The sequence below is a fragment of the Actinoplanes sp. SE50/110 genome, from assembly GCF_900119315.1.
In the GTDB taxonomy this organism is placed as follows: Bacteria; Actinomycetota; Actinomycetes; order Mycobacteriales; family Micromonosporaceae; genus Actinoplanes.
Map to the genome: position 1 here is coordinate 3,562,636 of NZ_LT827010.1, position 13,606 is coordinate 3,576,241.

Below are 13,606 nucleotides of genomic sequence, written 5' to 3' on the forward strand. Positions count from 1 at the left end.
AAAGCTGGCGTGACCCGGGAGGGGCGGCCCGTCATGACGGCGACACTCGGCGACATCCTGCTCGTCTTCCTGGCCGACCGGCCCGGCTCGGCCTACGACCTGAAGCAGCGCCACGAGCAGACCTTCGGGGCCGACCGCGCCGTCGACGTGCTGCGGGTTGCGCAGACCCTGAGCCGGCAGGAGAAATCGGGGTACGTGCGGCCCAGCACCCGCGCCCTGCCACCGCGTTCGCCGCGGGTGTTCACGCTGACCGACGCGGGTCTGCGCCGGCAGTTCGGCTGGCTGCTCGACGTGCCGCCGGACGCGGCCGGGCCGGACGTGCTCGACCGGGTGCTGCTGGCGATGGCCGCCACCGAGCGGGCCACCTTCGACGCGGTCGTCGCCCGCTGCCTGGCGGTGCTGGAGGCGCAGCGACCCCGGCCCGGCCTGCCCCGCCAGGACGCGCTGTCGGTCCGGCACGCCCGGGCCGAGCTGGCGGTGGTGATGGCCACCTCGGCGATCGAGTGGGTCCGGCACCTGGCGCAGCGCCCGCGCGAGCGGGACGCCGCCGCCTGAAACCGCCGCCGGGGACGCCGCTGCCGAAGGTCGCGAACCGGTGCACAATGGGCGGGTGGTCGTGATCGTCTCCGGACTTCGAAAGGCATCCCCATGCCCCAGCTCATGATCATCATCGGTTCGACCCGTCCCGGCCGGGCCGGGCTGCCGATCGGCCGGTGGTTCGCCGAGGCGGCCGCCAAGCACGGCGGCTTCGACGTGCAGATCGCCGACCTGGCCGAGATCGACCTGCCGCTGCTGGCCGACCCGCACCACCCGCGCCTGCGGCAGTACGTGCACCAGCACACCTGGGACTGGAGCGCCCGGGTCGCGGCCGCCGACGCGGTCGTGGTCGTCACCCCGGAGTACAACTACGGCTACCCGGCCGGGGTGAAGAACGCGCTCGACCACCTGTCCCAGGAGTGGGCGTACGCGCCGGTCGGCTTCGTCTCCTACGGCGGGATCGCGGCCGGCACCCGCGCCGTGCAGCAGCTCAAGCAGGTGGTCACCACGCTGCGGATGATCCCGGTGGTCGAGAGCGTGAACATCCCGTTCCACGCCCAGCACCTCACCGACGGCGTCTTCACCCCGGCCCCGGCCGCCGAGCAGGCCGCCACCGCGATGCTCGACGAGCTGGTCAAGGTCGAGGCCGGCGTCCACCGGCTGCGCGCCGACGTCCGCGCCACCTTCTGATCAGGGGGCTGTCGGATCGGGGCGGGTCCGTTCGTAGCAGGGTGGAGCGGCCGCCGCCGGCGGCCACCGGGATCGGGAGCATCGCGATGACGCAGTATCTGATGTCCGTGCTGAACGACGCCGACACGCGGGCGACCGAGGCGGAGGCGGCGGCGATCGACGTCTTCAACGCGAAGATGCGGGCCGACGGGCACTGGGTGTTCGCCGGGGGACTGGCGGCGCCGGGCAGTGCGACCGTCGTCGACGCGCGGGACGGGCAGCCGGTGTTCACCGACGGGCCGTACCTGGAGTCGAAGGAGCACATCGTGGGCTTCTGGATCGTCGAGGCGGCGCACCTCGACGAGGCGTTGCGGCTGGCCGCGGCCGGGTCGAAGGCCTGCAACCGGAGGGTCGAGCTGCGCCCGTTCCTGGGCGCATGACCGCGATCGACGAGGTGATCACCCGGGTGCACCGGGCCGAGTGGGCCCGGGTGGTCGCGACCCTGGCGCGGCGGATCGGTGATCTCGACGTGGCCGAGGAGATGGCCGCCGAGGCGTTCGCGATCGCGGTGCAACGGTGGCCGGCCGACGGCGTACCGCCGAATCCGGGTGCCTGGCTGACCACGACCGCGCAGCGCAAGGCGATCGACCGGCTGCGGCGTGAGGTGCGGCGCGACGAGATCCATCGGGAGGCGCTGATGACGTACGACCCGCCCGGCCCGCTCGGCGCCGTCGACGACGACCGGCTGCGACTGGTGTTCACCTGCTGCCATCCGGCGCTCGCCATGGACGCGCGGGTGGCGCTGACGCTGCGGATGGTCGGCGGGCTGACCGTGCCCGAGATCGCCCGCGCCTTCCTGGTCGAGGAGGCGGCCATGAGCCGCCGGATCACCCGGGCCAAAGCCAAGATCAAGGACGCCCGGATCCCGTACGGCGTACCGTTCCGCGAAGATCTCCCGATCCGGGTCGGCGGGGTCCTGGCCGTCCTGTTCCTGATCTTCAACGAGGGGTATCTGGCGTCGGATCCCGCCCGCGAGCCGGTCCGCGCCGACGTGACCGCGGAGGCGATCCGGCTGACCCGGCTGGTCCGCGCCCTGCTCCCGGACGACGGTGAGGTGGTCGGGCTGCTCGCGCTGATGCTGCTCACCGAGGCCCGGCGCCCCGCCCGGGTGTCCGCGACCGGCGACCTGGTCACCCTCACCGACCAGGACCGCGCCCTCTGGGACCGGGAGCTGATCGCCGAGGGGCACGCGCTGGTCCGGGCCCGGCTCGCCGGCGGGCAGGCGCCCGGCCGCTACCAGATCCTGGCCGCGATCAACGCGGTGCACACCGATGCCCGGCACGCCGGGGACACCGCCTGGGGGCAGGTGGTCGCCCTCTACGACCAGCTCCTGCGGCTCGACCCGTCGCCGGTCGTGCGGCTCAACCGGGCGATCGCGGTCGCCGAGCGGGACGGGCCGCGGGTGGCGCTGGCACTGATCGACGACCTGCCGCTGGACGGCTACCACGCGTTCCACGCGACCCGGGCCGAGCTGCTGCGCCGGTCGGGGCAGCACGATCAGGCCAGAACGGCGTACGACCGGGCCATCGTCCTGTCGACCAACCGTGCCGAGACCGCCCACCTGCAGCGGCGCCGGGCCGGCTTGTCCTGAGGGCCGTACACTCGGGCGCCCGGCGGTGAGGAGATCAGGCGATGGGACTTTCAGGGCGGGAATGCCCGGACTGCGGGCGCAGTGTGCGCGAGCCGTTCGAGCAGACCGTGACCGGTCGCGAGGTCTGCCCGGACTGCGCGAAGGCGCTGTTTCTGGGTTCGGCCGCAGGCGCGGTCACCGGCGACGTCGGTGCCGGCTACGGGGTGTGGGCGATGCTGATGCGCAAGGTCCGCCGCTCGGAGTAGGGCCGGCCGGCGGCGTGCCGGCCGGCCCCGGGTGGATCAGCCGTCGTAGCTGCCCTGTTCGACCGCGAAGACGTTGCGGTGCCCGACCGGCTCCTGCAGCGACCACAGCAGGTCGGCTTTGGTGGTGTCCTCCCAGTAGCTGATGCTCTCGCCGCCGCTGACCCAGGCGTACGCGGACGGGCCGGCGGCCGGCGTCCAGTAGTACAACTTCTTGTCGCCGGAGGAGTTGAACCACCAGCGGTCGTTGTGCGAGGCGACGCCGTTCAGCTTGAACCAGGGCAGCTTCAGCGCCTCGGTCGCGGTGGTGCTGGCCGCGAAGGTGGTGGCGCCCGGGGCGAACGGGAAGCGGATCGCGCGGGCCGCCCGGTTCGGGTACGCGGTGCAGCCCGACGAGCAGGTGTACTCGGTCATCACGATCGACGGGTCGGCGCGGTCCAGCGAGATCGTCGACCAGGCCAGTGCCGTGCCGGAGGTGGTGGCCGCGGTGATCGTGCCGAGCTGGGGCAGCGCGTACGCGTAATTGTGGGCGTAATAGGTGGTGTCGTCCTGCCGTCCGATCTGGTCGGCGGTGCCCCCGGTGTCGGTCTTCAGGATCTTCTTCATGTTGAACACCCGCATGCCGTGCCCGGTGTCGGCGACGTAGAGGTAGTCGCCGTACCAGGCGACGCCGCCGGCGTGCACCAGCACGTCCTTGAAGCTGGGCGCGGCCGCCGTGCCGGTCGGCTCCACCAAGAGGATCTTGCGATATCTGTTCGGGTACGTCGCATCCCAGTCGACCAGGGTGATCCGGCTGCGTGCGGTGCTGCCGCCGCAACCGTCCTCGGTGTACCAGCTGACCAGGATCAGCTGGTGTCCGTCATAGTTGCCGCTGTTCGCGGTGCCGATGGCGTCCCGGCTGCTGGTGATGCCCTGCGGGAAGTTCGCGCAGTCGTTGACGTCGGTGTCGTCGAACTGGAAGCCGGTGCTGTACCCGGCCAGGTTCAGCGCATCGGTGATCCCCCGCCGGTCGTGGTTCGCGTCGGCCATCACGGCCGAGACCGAGGCGGTGCCGAGCTTCGAGACCAGCGCGGCGTCCAGCGCATCGAACCGGCTGTAGTCGGCGGTCAGGGTGAACTGGCCGGCCGGCAGGGTGGTGGGTGCCGCGGCGGCCAGCGCCGGACTCCCGGCGACCAGGGCCGCGGAAACGGTGAGTGTCAGTGCCGCGGAAGCCCGCAGCAGGCGTGCACGTAGGGACATGCGTGACCCCCCATGATCTCGGTCGATATCGACCGAGCACGATACACGCATTCATGATCATACGTGCTGCAAGGTCACCTCGAGGACGGGCCTACCCCCGGTCACCGGTCCCGGTGCGCCTCGCCGTCGACGGCGGGAGGGGGATGTCACCGTCTCGAAACCTCATGCCCGGAGGTCTGTTCCCGATGCGACTGCCAGGGTCATCCGGTTCGAGGAGTCATGGTGTTGCGGTTCGGCCGTCAGGCATGGTCGGTATATCTCGCGTTCTGCGTAGTGGTGATGGCGGCGTGCTTCCTGGTGCCGTGGGAGTCGGTCAAAACGGTCCTGACCGGGCTACTGGGTGTCTCGGCGGTGGTCGCCACCGCGGTCGGCGTGGCACGTCACCGGCCGGCGACGCGCTGGCCGTGGTACGTGATGGCGGCCGGTTGGCTCTTCTTCGCCGCCGGTGACGTCATCTACTGGGTGCAGAGTTCGGTCCTGGGCCGCGACGTCTTCCCGTCCGTCGCGGATGTCTTCTACCTGGGCTCCTACCCGATGCTCACGGTGGGCCTGCTCGGTCTCGTCCGGGCCCGCCGACCGGGTCGGGACCGGCCCGGCCTGCTGGATGCGCTGGTGCTGTCGACCGGTGCGGCCATGCTGTCGTGGGTGTTCCTGATGGAACCCTACGTTCACGCCACCGATCTCGACGTCCTGGGCCGGGTCGTCTCGCTCGCCTATCCGTCCGCTGATCTGCTGCTTCTGGCCGTGTTGCTGCGGCTGACCACCGGCCGCGGGGACCGGCAGCCGGCGTTCCGGCTCTTCGTGGCGGCCGGCGCCGCCATGCTCGTCGGCGACGTCGTCTACGGGCTGATGGAGCTCACCATCGGCTACCACGCCGGGGACCCGATCGACGGGGCGTGGATGCTGATGTACGCCTTCGCCGGCGCGGCCGCCCTGCACCCGACGATGGCCGACATGTCACGGCTGTCGCCGCCCACGGCGGAGGGCACCATCGGGGTGGGACGGCTGATCGCGCTGGCCCTGGCCAGCCTCATGGCGCCGGCGGCACTGATCATCGAGTGGTTCCGCGGCGGCGAGATCGACATCCCGGTCATCGTGTCCGGCTGTGTGGTCCTGTTCCTGCTGGTCATCGCGCGTCTGCACGGCCTGGTGGTCCTGCTGGCCGAAAGCCTGCGATCGACCGAGGTGCAGGCCACCACCGACCAGCTGACCGGCCTGGCCAACCGCCGGCGTTTCCACACCTGCTGGCAGCAGTCGCTGACCGGCGAGGTCGGCCCCACCGCGCTGCTCTACATCGACCTCGACGGGTTCAAACCGGTCAACGACAAGCTGGGCCACGACGCCGGCGACAGCATCCTGCTCGGGGTCGCCGACCGCCTCCGCGGCGTGGTCCGCGCCGCCGACGTGGTCGCCCGCCTCGGCGGCGACGAGTTCGCGATCATCCTGCCCTGGACCGACGACGCCACCGCCGGGACCATCGCGCAGCGCATCGTCGAGGACCTGGCGCAGCCGTTCGAGATCTCCGGACGCGCGGTGTACATCGGCGCCAGCATCGGCGTCATCACCGCCGCCCGGGGTGACAACCCGAACGCGCAGCTGCGTCGTGCCGACACCGCGATGTACGCCGCCAAGAACGCGGGGCGAGGCCGGGTACACCACGGCTGACCGCTCCGGCGTGCCCGGTGCGGGTGCGGTGCCCGCCGTGGACCTCGCTCGCGACAATGCGGTCACGAGAAGTCCTGGCGGTAGTCGCTGAGGGTCAGGCCGAGCACCGACCGGAACTCGTTGGCCAGATGTGCGTGGTCGCTGTAGCCCAGGTCGGCGGCGACCGCCGCCAGGTTCGTGCCCGGCTCGGCCCGCAGCCGCTCGGCCGCCTCCTGCAGCCGTCGCCGGCGGATCATCGCGAGCGGGGGCAGCCCGACGTACCGGGCCGCGAGTCGCTGCAGTGAGCGGGCCGAGATGTTCAGCCGGGCCGTCGCGTCCTGGACCGTGCGGATCGCCGGGTCGGCGTCGATGAGGCCGGCCATCGTGTTGGCCAGCAGCGCCTCCGCGTCCGGCGGTGGGATGCGGGCGGCCAGCCAGGCGGTGAAGGCGTCGACCGCGTCCCGGTGCCGCTCCGGCCCGTCGCCGGCCATCGCGCGGGACACCCCCTCGTGCAGATCGGGAAGATCGATCATCCGGTACGTGTCCCGCAGCGCCGCCGGGTCGGCGACCAGGTGCGGCACCGCGGCCGGCCGCAGCAGTGCCCCGACCGCCCAGCCGGTGCCGATCAGATCCCGGTGTGAGGCGCGCGTGGTCGGCCCGGACAGGCCGACCCGGTCCTTCTCGACCACCAGGTTGCAGGCCGGGAAGGCGATCAGCTGCTGGCGGGACGAGCGTCCCGGCTGGATCCGCCACTCCGGGATCCAGAACCAGCGCACCAGGTGCGCCACCGGTCCGGGCGCGGGCAGCCGGGTGAAGGTCGGCAGCCGCGCCGGGTAGAGGACACCCCGCGGGTGCGGATCCTGTCGCGAATCTTCAAGCGGGTCGCCGCCGGTCATTCCTACGATTCTGGACCATGACCGAGACACACTCTGCCGCCGACGGGCAGTACACGACGAACGGCACTCCGCACGGCGCGACCGGCCTGACCCCGTTCCTGGTCATCCCGGACGCCCGCGGCGCGATCGACTTCTACGTCAAGATCTTCGGAGCGCGGGTGGTCGACGTGACCGAGTTCGGCGGGACGGTGGCGCACGCCGTGCTCGACTTCGGTGACGGCCTGCTGCAACTCGGCGAGCCGTCACCGGACTACGGCCTGATCCCGCCGCCCGAGGGGGACCGGGACTGTTACTCGATCGGGCGGTACTGCCCGGACGTGGACGCCGTGGTCGCCCGGGCCGAGGCGGCCGGGGCGACCATCCGGGAGGCGCCGGCCACGTTCGTCTCCGGCGACCGGTTCGCCAGCATTCGCGACCCGTACGGCGTCCGCTGGTCGATCATGACGAGGGTCGAGGACCTGTCCGAGCAGGAGAGCGCCCGCCGGGTCGCCGAGTGGGCGGCCAAGCAGGGCTCCTAGCCCCACCAGAAGGTGGTCGCGATGATCGCGTAGAGGGCGATCAGGGTGGCGCCTTCCAGCCAGTTCGACTCCCCGTCGAAGACGATGAAGGCGGTCGCGAGCACGGCCACCGCGACCGCCATCACCAGCAGCGGGGCGAAGACCAGGGTCAGCGTCGTCGCGGTGAACAGGCTCAGCAGCACCAGTGCCGGGGCCAGCACCAACGCCACCTGCAGCGGGCTCTGGATGATCACGGCCATCGCGAAGTCGGCCTGGTTGCGGTAGGCCAGCTGGATGCCGATCACGTTCTCGATCGCGTTGCCGGCGATCGCCACGATGACCAGGCCGGCGAACGCCTGCGAGACACCCAGCGAGGTGATCGCCGGTTCCAGCGCGGCGACGAACCAGTCGGAGACCAGCGCGGCGGCGACGCTCGACCCGGTGAGCATGGTCAGCGCCAGCCACAGCGGCCAGTGCGGGCCCGCGTGCTCGGCCGGTTGCGGCGCGGACGGCTCGGCCACCGGGCTGCGCTTGAGCGCCGACGGCAGCGAGAGCAGGAACACGCCCAGCAGCACGACCGAGACGACCAGCGACAGTGCCTTCTCGTGCCCGGCGGCCGGCGCGTGCACGTACTGCGCCAGGCTGGGCATCACCAGGGCGGCGGTGGCCAGCACCATCAGCACGGTCGAGGTGCGGGCCCGGTCCGAGTCGAACCGCTGCGTCCCGTGCTTGACCCCGCCGACCACGAACGCCAGGCCGAGCACCAGCAGGATGTTCGACAGGATCGACCCGATGATCGCCGCCTGGACCACCGCGAGCAGCCCGGCCTGCAGGGCGAAGAAGCCGATGAACAGCTCCGGCAGGTTGCCCAGCGCGCTTTGCAGCACCCCGGTCGCGCCCGGCCCGAACCGGTCGCCGAGCTGCTCCACACTGCGCCCGACCAGCGAGGCGAGCAGCGCCACGGCGACGCCGGCGACCACGAACGCCAGTACCGCCGTGGCACCGCTGTAGTGCAGAACCCCGGCGGCGGCGACGGCGACCACGCCGGCGCCCAGCACCACAAGGTCCGATTTGCTGAGTACGCGTCCCGTCATGCCGGAAATGATCGCAGAACCGGGTCCCTCCCGCTGGGAGGGCCCTGTGCTTTCGCTGAACGTGGTGAGGGCGCCGTCCGGACCGTCGCGTGGACCGCGTGGCTGTCCCGGTCCACCACCGACATCCTCCCGCAACGGCAGGACATCGACTCCGGTCAGCTCGCGGCCCGGTGCAGCCCGTCGCGCCCCACCCGCAGCCGCACCACCCCGTCCTCGAGGGCGACGATCTGGTCGCCGCCCGCGTACGTGTCGTTGGACAGTGCCCCGGTCCCGTCGATCCGCAGATACCCGGAGCCCATCAGCGCCTCGGCGACCCCGGCCACCGTGTCCGGCCGGACCGGCGTGCCCGGCGGCTGCACCGCGCTCACCTTGCCGACCTCGTCCCCGGCGGCGTCGACCACCAGCATGCCGGTGGCGGCCCGGGCGATCGGCGCGGTCTCGGTGGGCGGCACGGTTGCGTACTGTTCAGATGGCTGCATGGCAGCGGACATTCCCCACCGGAACAGAGCCAAAACAGGAGGGCAACGATGAGCGGCGCCAGAGTGCTGGTGACGGGGGCGAGCATCGCGGGGCCGGCCCTGGCCCACTGGCTGCACCGGCGGGGAGCCGAGGTGACCGTCGTGGAGCGGGCCCCCGGGCTGCGGCCCGGCGGGCAGGCGGTGGACGCGCGCGGGGTGGCCCGGGACGTCATCGCGCGGATGGGGCTGGCCGCGGCGGTGCGCGCGGCGTGCACCGACACCGCCGGCGCGCACACCGTGGACGCGGACGGGCAGGTGCTGGCGACCTTCCGCGCCGACGACGACGGCGGCGACGGGTTCATCGCGGACATCGAGATCCTGCGCGGAGACCTGTCCCGGGTGCTCTACGACGACACCCGCGACGGCGTCGACTACGTCTTCGGTGACCGGATCGCCGAGCTCACCCAGGACGCCGACGGCGTCGACGTGGTCTTCGCGGGCGGTGACCGGCGGCGTTTCGACCTGGTCGTCGGCGCCGACGGGCTGCACTCGTCGCTGCGCGCGACGGTTTTCGGGCCGCACCAGCGGTTCCTGCGCCACCTCGGGCACGTGCTGGCCTTCTACAGTGTGCCCAACGAGTTCGGCCTGGACCGCTGGCTGCTGGAGTATCAGGACCGGGAGTCCGGGCGCTCGGCCCTGCTGCGCCCCATCCAGGACGCCACCCGGGCGATGGCGCTGTTCTCCTTCCCGGCCGCCGACTTCGCGGTCGACCACCGGGACGTCGCCGCCCAGAAGAGCCTGCTGCGCGAGCGGATGACCGGCCTGGGCTGGCACACCCCGGCAATGCTCGCGCATCTGGACGACACTCCGGACTTCTACCTCGACCAGGTCGCCCAGGTGGTGATGGACAGCTGGTCCCACGGCCGGGTCGGGCTGCTCGGCGACGCGGCGTTCAGCTCCTCGCCGATGTCCGGGCAGGGCACCGGGCTGGCCCTGGTCGGCGCCTACGTGCTGGCCGGTGAGCTGGCCGCGGCCGGCTGGGACCCGGCCACCGGGTTCGCCCGCTACGAGACCCGGATGCGGCCGTTCGTCGAGGCCAACCAGGAGATCGGCCGGCTGAATGCGCGCAGCCGCGACCTTCCCGGCCCGGACACCACCGCACTCCCGGACTTCACCGGCGACTGGTTCGCCGACCTGGCCGCCCGCGCCATCAACGGCATCGACCTGCCCGACTACGCGGAGACGCCGGACGTCGCGCGGCGCTCCTGATCCCCGGCGCGGCCGGTCACGGCCGGGCGGTCACGGCCGGGCGGTCACGGCCGGGCGGTCACGGCCGGGCGGTCACGGCCGGGCGGTCACGGCCGGGCCTGGCGATGGAACGGGAAGGCGAGGGTGGCCCGGATGGCGGTGCCGGTGAGGAGCATGACCAGCCGGTCGACGCCCAGCCCGAGGCCGCCGGTCGGGGGCATCGCGTACTCCAGGGCGGTCAGGAACGACTCGTCGATCTGCATCGCCTCCGGGTCGCCGGCCGCCGCCTTCAGGGACTGGGCGGTGAGCCGGTCCCGCTGGTCGATCGGGTCGACCAGCTCGGAGTACGCCGTGCCCAGCTCCATGCCGAAGGCCACCAGATCCCAGCGTTCGGCCAGCCGCGGATCCCCGCGGTGGGTGCGGGTCAGCGGTGAGGTCTCCAGCGGGAAGTCGGTGTAGAAGGTCGGGTACGTCGTCTGCTTCTCGACGAGCGCATCGTAGAGCTCGACGACCAGCTCACCCGCCGTCGCGTCGGCTTTCGCGTGGACGCCGTGCCGGGCGCACACCTGGCGTACCTCGTCGACCGGCGTGTCGGCGGTCAGGCTGGCGCCGGCCGCCTTGCTGACCGCCTCGTGGACGGTCAGCACCGGCCACGGCTCACCCAGGTCGACCGGGCCCTCCGGGCGCAGGGCCACCGGCCGGCCGTGCACGGCGGTGGCGACTTCGAGGATCAGCTCGCGGGTCAGGTGCCGCATCGTGTGGTAGTCCGCATACGCCTGATAGGCCTCCAACGACGTGAACTCCGGGTTGTGCGTGGCGTCCGCGCCCTCGTTGCGGAAGTTGCGGTTGAGCTCGAAGACCTTCTCCATGCCGGCCACGCACAGGCGTTTGAGGTACAGCTCGGGGGCGATCCGCAGATAGAGTTCCATGTCGTACGCGTTGATGTGGGTCCGGAACGGACGGGCCGACGCGCCGCCGTGCACGGCCTGCAGCATCGGCGTCTCCACCTCGGTGAAACCGCGTACGGCGAAAGCCTGGCGCAACGCCCGGACCGCGGCGCTGCGGTGCCGCAGCACCTGCATCGCGTCCGGGTTGACCAGCAGGTCGAGGTATCGCTGGCCGAGCCGGGCCTCCGGGTCGGTGAAGCCGGCGTGCACGTCGGGCAGCGGGCGCAGGCATTTCGCGGCCATCACCCACGTGTCGGCCAGGACGGAGAGTTCGCCGCTGCGGGAGCTGCCGATCGCGCCGGTGACGCTGACGTGGTCGCCGAGGTCGACGGTCCGCCGCCACCGCAGGCGCTCCTGGTCCGGGGTGCGGTCGGCGGTGAGCATCGCCTGCAGCGTGGCGTCACCCTCCTGCAGCACGGCGAAGAGCACGCCGCCGAGGTCACGCAGGGCGCGGACCCGGCCGGTCACCGACACCCCGGTGCCGGCCGGCAGCGTGCGGGCCTCGGCGAGCGTCACGGTGCGCGGGACCGTGACCGGGTACGCCTCGGCCAGGCGGGCCCGCTTGTCCAGGCGGGCGCGCTGCTGCTGGCTGAGCCGGCGCAGCGGGACGGCCGGGCGCAGCAACTGGTCCTCCTGGTCGCGGATCTGCTGCAGGAAGGCCGGGTCGGCGTCCAGGGCCGTGGCGGCGGGGGAGAGCGAGGGCAGGAACCCCTCGGCAATGCCGGCGGCGAGCACCGCCCGGCTCAGGGTGAGCGACGAGTCGAAGCAGAGGAACCGGGGCAGCCAGTTCGGCAGGTATTTGGCGTTGGCCCGGTACAGCGACTCCAGCTGCCAGAACCGGGAAGCGACCGACAGCACCGCGTCCGACAGCCGGGTGACCGGACCGGCGCCGACCATGTCGGCCGAGCTGAACACCGAGCGGAACATGGCGAAGTTCAGCGAGATCCGGCGTACGCCCAGGTCCGGGCACGCTTCGACGAGGACCGCCACCATGAACTCGGTGAGCCCGTTCTCGGCCTGCCGGTCGGCGCGCATCAGGTCGAGCGACAGGCCGCGCACCCCCCACGGCGCGAACGTGAGCACCCCGCGGACCCGGCCCTGTGGGTCGTGGGCGGTGACCACCACGCAGCGGCCGTCCGCCGGGTCGCCGAACCGGCCGAGCGCCATCGAGAAGCCGCGCTCGGAGCCGTCGCCGCGCCACGCCGCGGCCAGCCGGTCCAGCTCGGCGAGCTCGTCGGCGCCGATCGCCGCCTGGCGGCGGACCTGCCCGGTGTAGCCGGCGGCGCGCACCCGGGTGACCGCCCGCCGCACCGGGCGCATCGCCCGGCTCTGCAGGTCGAAGCCGCTCACCTCGAGGATCGCCTCGTCGCCGATGCTCAACGCCTTCAAACCCGACTCGACGTACGCGTTGGCCCCCGCCTCGCTCGCCGAGAGCGCCGCCGTGAACCAGCCGTGCCGGTGCGCCTCGGCCCGCCACGCCCCGATCGCGGCCGGCCACGAGCCGACGTGCCCGATCGGGTCGGCGCTGGCCAGGCTGACCGCGGCGACCACCCGGTAGGTGACCGCGGCCCGCCCGTCCGGGGAGAAGATCACTGATTTGTCCCGGCGGGTGGCGAAGTAGCCCAGCGAGTCCCGATCCCCGCTCTCCAGGATCAGCCGGCGCAGCTGGAGCTCGGCTTCCGCGGTCAGATACTGCTGGGAGCGGGCCGAGCGCAGGAAGACGGCGACCGTGCCGAGCAGCACCAGCGCGGACACCGTCGACGCGGCCACCGACACCCAGTGGTGCCCGTGATGCCCGTGCAGGCCGGCGTTGTCGCCGGCGGCGCTGAGGCCGAGCGCCGAGCGGTTGGCCCAGATCACCCGCTCGCCCATGCCGTGCAGCGAGTCGGGGAACAACCAGGTCAGGCTGAAGGCCAGACTCCAGGCGGCGGCGAGGCCGGCGACCAGCAGGATCAGCGCGGTGCGCCGGGAGGCGTGCGCCAGCCGGGCCGGGAAGGCGCGCCGGGCCCGCCAGACCAGCACCGTCACCACCAGGCCGATCGGCACGGCCACGGCGGTCAGCACGATCTCGGTGCGGGACAGGTCCAGGTCGGCCTGCTCGGGCTGATCCCAGTAGGCGAGGCCGACCAGCGCGGTGATCGTGTCCAGCACGGTGGCGCAGATCTGGTAGATCAGCAGCAGGATGAACGCGGCCCGCAGCCGGCGGCGCAGCGCGCTGCCCAGCAGCAGCAGCGCGGCGGCGATGAACAGGTTCGGCTCGGCCGGGACGTTGAGCAGGCTGAACGCGTAGTCGACGGTCCAGGTCCAGGAGAACATCCGCAGCGGGAAGCTGAGCAGCACCCAGATGCCGGCCAGGGTGACGATCCGGCCGGGCCAGATCGCGAACTTTTCCTGCCGGGCGCTCAGGCCCTCGACGCTCACCACGGCGTTGACGTTAGTCAGTCGGGCCGGTCGCCGCTCAGTGGGCCCGTCGCCCGTGCCGGA

The 13,606-nt window shown here is 72.4% G+C and carries 13 protein-coding genes; 8 read left to right on the forward strand and 5 right to left on the reverse strand.

Annotated features, from left to right (window positions below; translation table 11 throughout):
• The first annotated feature begins 33 nt into the window (after positions 1 to 33).
• The 5 genes from ACSP50_RS15805 (at position 34) to ACSP50_RS15825 (ending at position 3,102) form a co-directional block, all read left to right on the forward strand.
• Complete coding sequence (locus tag ACSP50_RS15805) at positions 34 to 555, forward strand: PadR family transcriptional regulator (RefSeq protein WP_014690223.1); 522 nt, start codon at positions 34 to 36, stop codon at positions 553 to 555.
• A gap of 93 nt (positions 556 to 648) precedes the next feature.
• A complete protein-coding gene (locus tag ACSP50_RS15810) occupies positions 649 to 1,227 on the forward strand; it encodes an NADPH-dependent FMN reductase (protein ID WP_014690224.1) in 579 nt (192 codons plus the stop codon).
• 86 nt (positions 1,228 to 1,313) lie between these two features.
• Positions 1,314 to 1,646 (forward strand): YciI family protein, encoded by a 333-nt coding sequence (locus tag ACSP50_RS15815; protein WP_014690225.1) that lies wholly within the window; start codon positions 1,314 to 1,316, stop codon positions 1,644 to 1,646.
• The gene (locus ACSP50_RS15820) at positions 1,643 to 2,857 is read left to right on the forward strand and encodes an RNA polymerase sigma factor (protein ID WP_014690226.1); all 1,215 of its coding nucleotides are present in this window, start codon (positions 1,643 to 1,645) and stop codon (positions 2,855 to 2,857) included. Before ACSP50_RS15815 ends, ACSP50_RS15820 begins: the two co-directional genes overlap by 4 nt.
• A gap of 41 nt (positions 2,858 to 2,898) precedes the next feature.
• Positions 2,899 to 3,102: a hypothetical protein gene (locus ACSP50_RS15825; protein WP_014690227.1), complete on the forward strand. Its 204-nt coding sequence runs from the start codon at positions 2,899 to 2,901 to the stop codon at positions 3,100 to 3,102.
• A gap of 36 nt (positions 3,103 to 3,138) precedes the next feature.
• On the opposite strand, the gene ACSP50_RS15830 is transcribed toward ACSP50_RS15825, so the two are convergent.
• A complete protein-coding gene (locus ACSP50_RS15830; protein ID WP_014690228.1) occupies positions 3,139 to 4,338 on the reverse strand; it encodes a hypothetical protein in 1,200 nt (399 codons plus the stop codon).
• Between the two features lie 219 nt (positions 4,339 to 4,557).
• Here ACSP50_RS15830 and ACSP50_RS44805 point away from each other — a divergent pair, with 219 nt between their 5' ends.
• Positions 4,558 to 6,003, forward strand: a complete 1,446-nt coding sequence (locus tag ACSP50_RS44805; protein WP_052311584.1) for a GGDEF domain-containing protein — start codon at positions 4,558 to 4,560, stop codon at positions 6,001 to 6,003.
• A 62-nt stretch (positions 6,004 to 6,065) separates the two neighbouring features.
• Here the strand turns inward: ACSP50_RS44805 and ACSP50_RS15840 are convergent, their stop codons facing one another.
• Complete coding sequence (locus ACSP50_RS15840; RefSeq protein WP_043514262.1) at positions 6,066 to 6,770, reverse strand: helix-turn-helix domain-containing protein; 705 nt, start codon at positions 6,768 to 6,770, stop codon at positions 6,066 to 6,068.
• 125 nt (positions 6,771 to 6,895) lie between these two features.
• On the opposite strand from ACSP50_RS15840, the gene ACSP50_RS15845 reads away from it, so the two are divergent.
• Complete coding sequence (locus tag ACSP50_RS15845; protein WP_014690231.1) at positions 6,896 to 7,396, forward strand: glyoxalase/bleomycin resistance/extradiol dioxygenase family protein; 501 nt, start codon at positions 6,896 to 6,898, stop codon at positions 7,394 to 7,396.
• Here the strand turns inward: ACSP50_RS15845 and cax are convergent.
• Together cax and ACSP50_RS15855 are read right to left on the reverse strand one after the other, a co-directional pair.
• Positions 7,393 to 8,469 (reverse strand): calcium/proton exchanger, encoded by a 1,077-nt coding sequence (gene cax / locus ACSP50_RS15850; protein WP_043511499.1) that lies wholly within the window; start codon positions 8,467 to 8,469, stop codon positions 7,393 to 7,395. The genes ACSP50_RS15845 and cax overlap by 4 nt on opposite strands.
• Before the next feature lie 155 nt (positions 8,470 to 8,624).
• Positions 8,625 to 8,948, reverse strand: a complete 324-nt coding sequence (locus ACSP50_RS15855) for a hypothetical protein (RefSeq protein ID WP_014690233.1) — start codon at positions 8,946 to 8,948, stop codon at positions 8,625 to 8,627.
• Positions 8,949 to 8,996: 48 nt separating this feature from the next.
• Here ACSP50_RS15855 and ACSP50_RS15860 point away from each other — a divergent pair, with 48 nt between their 5' ends.
• Positions 8,997 to 10,196 (forward strand): FAD-dependent monooxygenase, encoded by a 1,200-nt coding sequence (locus ACSP50_RS15860; protein WP_014690234.1) that lies wholly within the window; start codon positions 8,997 to 8,999, stop codon positions 10,194 to 10,196.
• An 86-nt stretch (positions 10,197 to 10,282) separates the two neighbouring features.
• Here the strand turns inward: ACSP50_RS15860 and lysX are convergent, their stop codons facing one another.
• A complete protein-coding gene (gene lysX, locus ACSP50_RS15865) occupies positions 10,283 to 13,546 on the reverse strand; it encodes a bifunctional lysylphosphatidylglycerol synthetase/lysine--tRNA ligase LysX (RefSeq protein ID WP_014690235.1) in 3,264 nt (1,087 codons plus the stop codon).
• Positions 13,547 to 13,606: the final 60 nt, after the last annotated feature.

Excerpts from the sequence above, each read along its gene's own strand:
- ACSP50_RS15830 (WP_014690228.1), bottom strand. The coding sequence starts at position 4,338 with ATGTCCCTACGTGCACGCCTGCTGCGGGCTTCCGCGGCACTGACACTC.
- ACSP50_RS15855 (WP_014690233.1), bottom strand. The coding sequence starts at position 8,948 with ATGCAGCCATCTGAACAGTACGCAACCGTGCCGCCCACCGAGACCGCG.
- ACSP50_RS15825 (WP_014690227.1), top strand. The coding sequence starts at position 2,899 with ATGGGACTTTCAGGGCGGGAATGCCCGGACTGCGGGCGCAGTGTGCGC.
- ACSP50_RS15815 (WP_014690225.1), top strand. The coding sequence starts at position 1,314 with ATGACGCAGTATCTGATGTCCGTGCTGAACGACGCCGACACGCGGGCG.
- ACSP50_RS15820 (WP_014690226.1), top strand. The coding sequence starts at position 1,643 with ATGACCGCGATCGACGAGGTGATCACCCGGGTGCACCGGGCCGAGTGG.
- ACSP50_RS44805 (WP_052311584.1), top strand. The coding sequence starts at position 4,558 with ATGGTGTTGCGGTTCGGCCGTCAGGCATGGTCGGTATATCTCGCGTTC.
- ACSP50_RS15810 (WP_014690224.1), top strand. The coding sequence starts at position 649 with ATGCCCCAGCTCATGATCATCATCGGTTCGACCCGTCCCGGCCGGGCC.
- ACSP50_RS15805 (WP_014690223.1), top strand. The coding sequence starts at position 34 with ATGACGGCGACACTCGGCGACATCCTGCTCGTCTTCCTGGCCGACCGG.
- ACSP50_RS15845 (WP_014690231.1), top strand. The coding sequence starts at position 6,896 with ATGACCGAGACACACTCTGCCGCCGACGGGCAGTACACGACGAACGGC.
- cax (WP_043511499.1), bottom strand. The coding sequence starts at position 8,469 with ATGACGGGACGCGTACTCAGCAAATCGGACCTTGTGGTGCTGGGCGCC.
- ACSP50_RS15860 (WP_014690234.1), top strand. The coding sequence starts at position 8,997 with ATGAGCGGCGCCAGAGTGCTGGTGACGGGGGCGAGCATCGCGGGGCCG.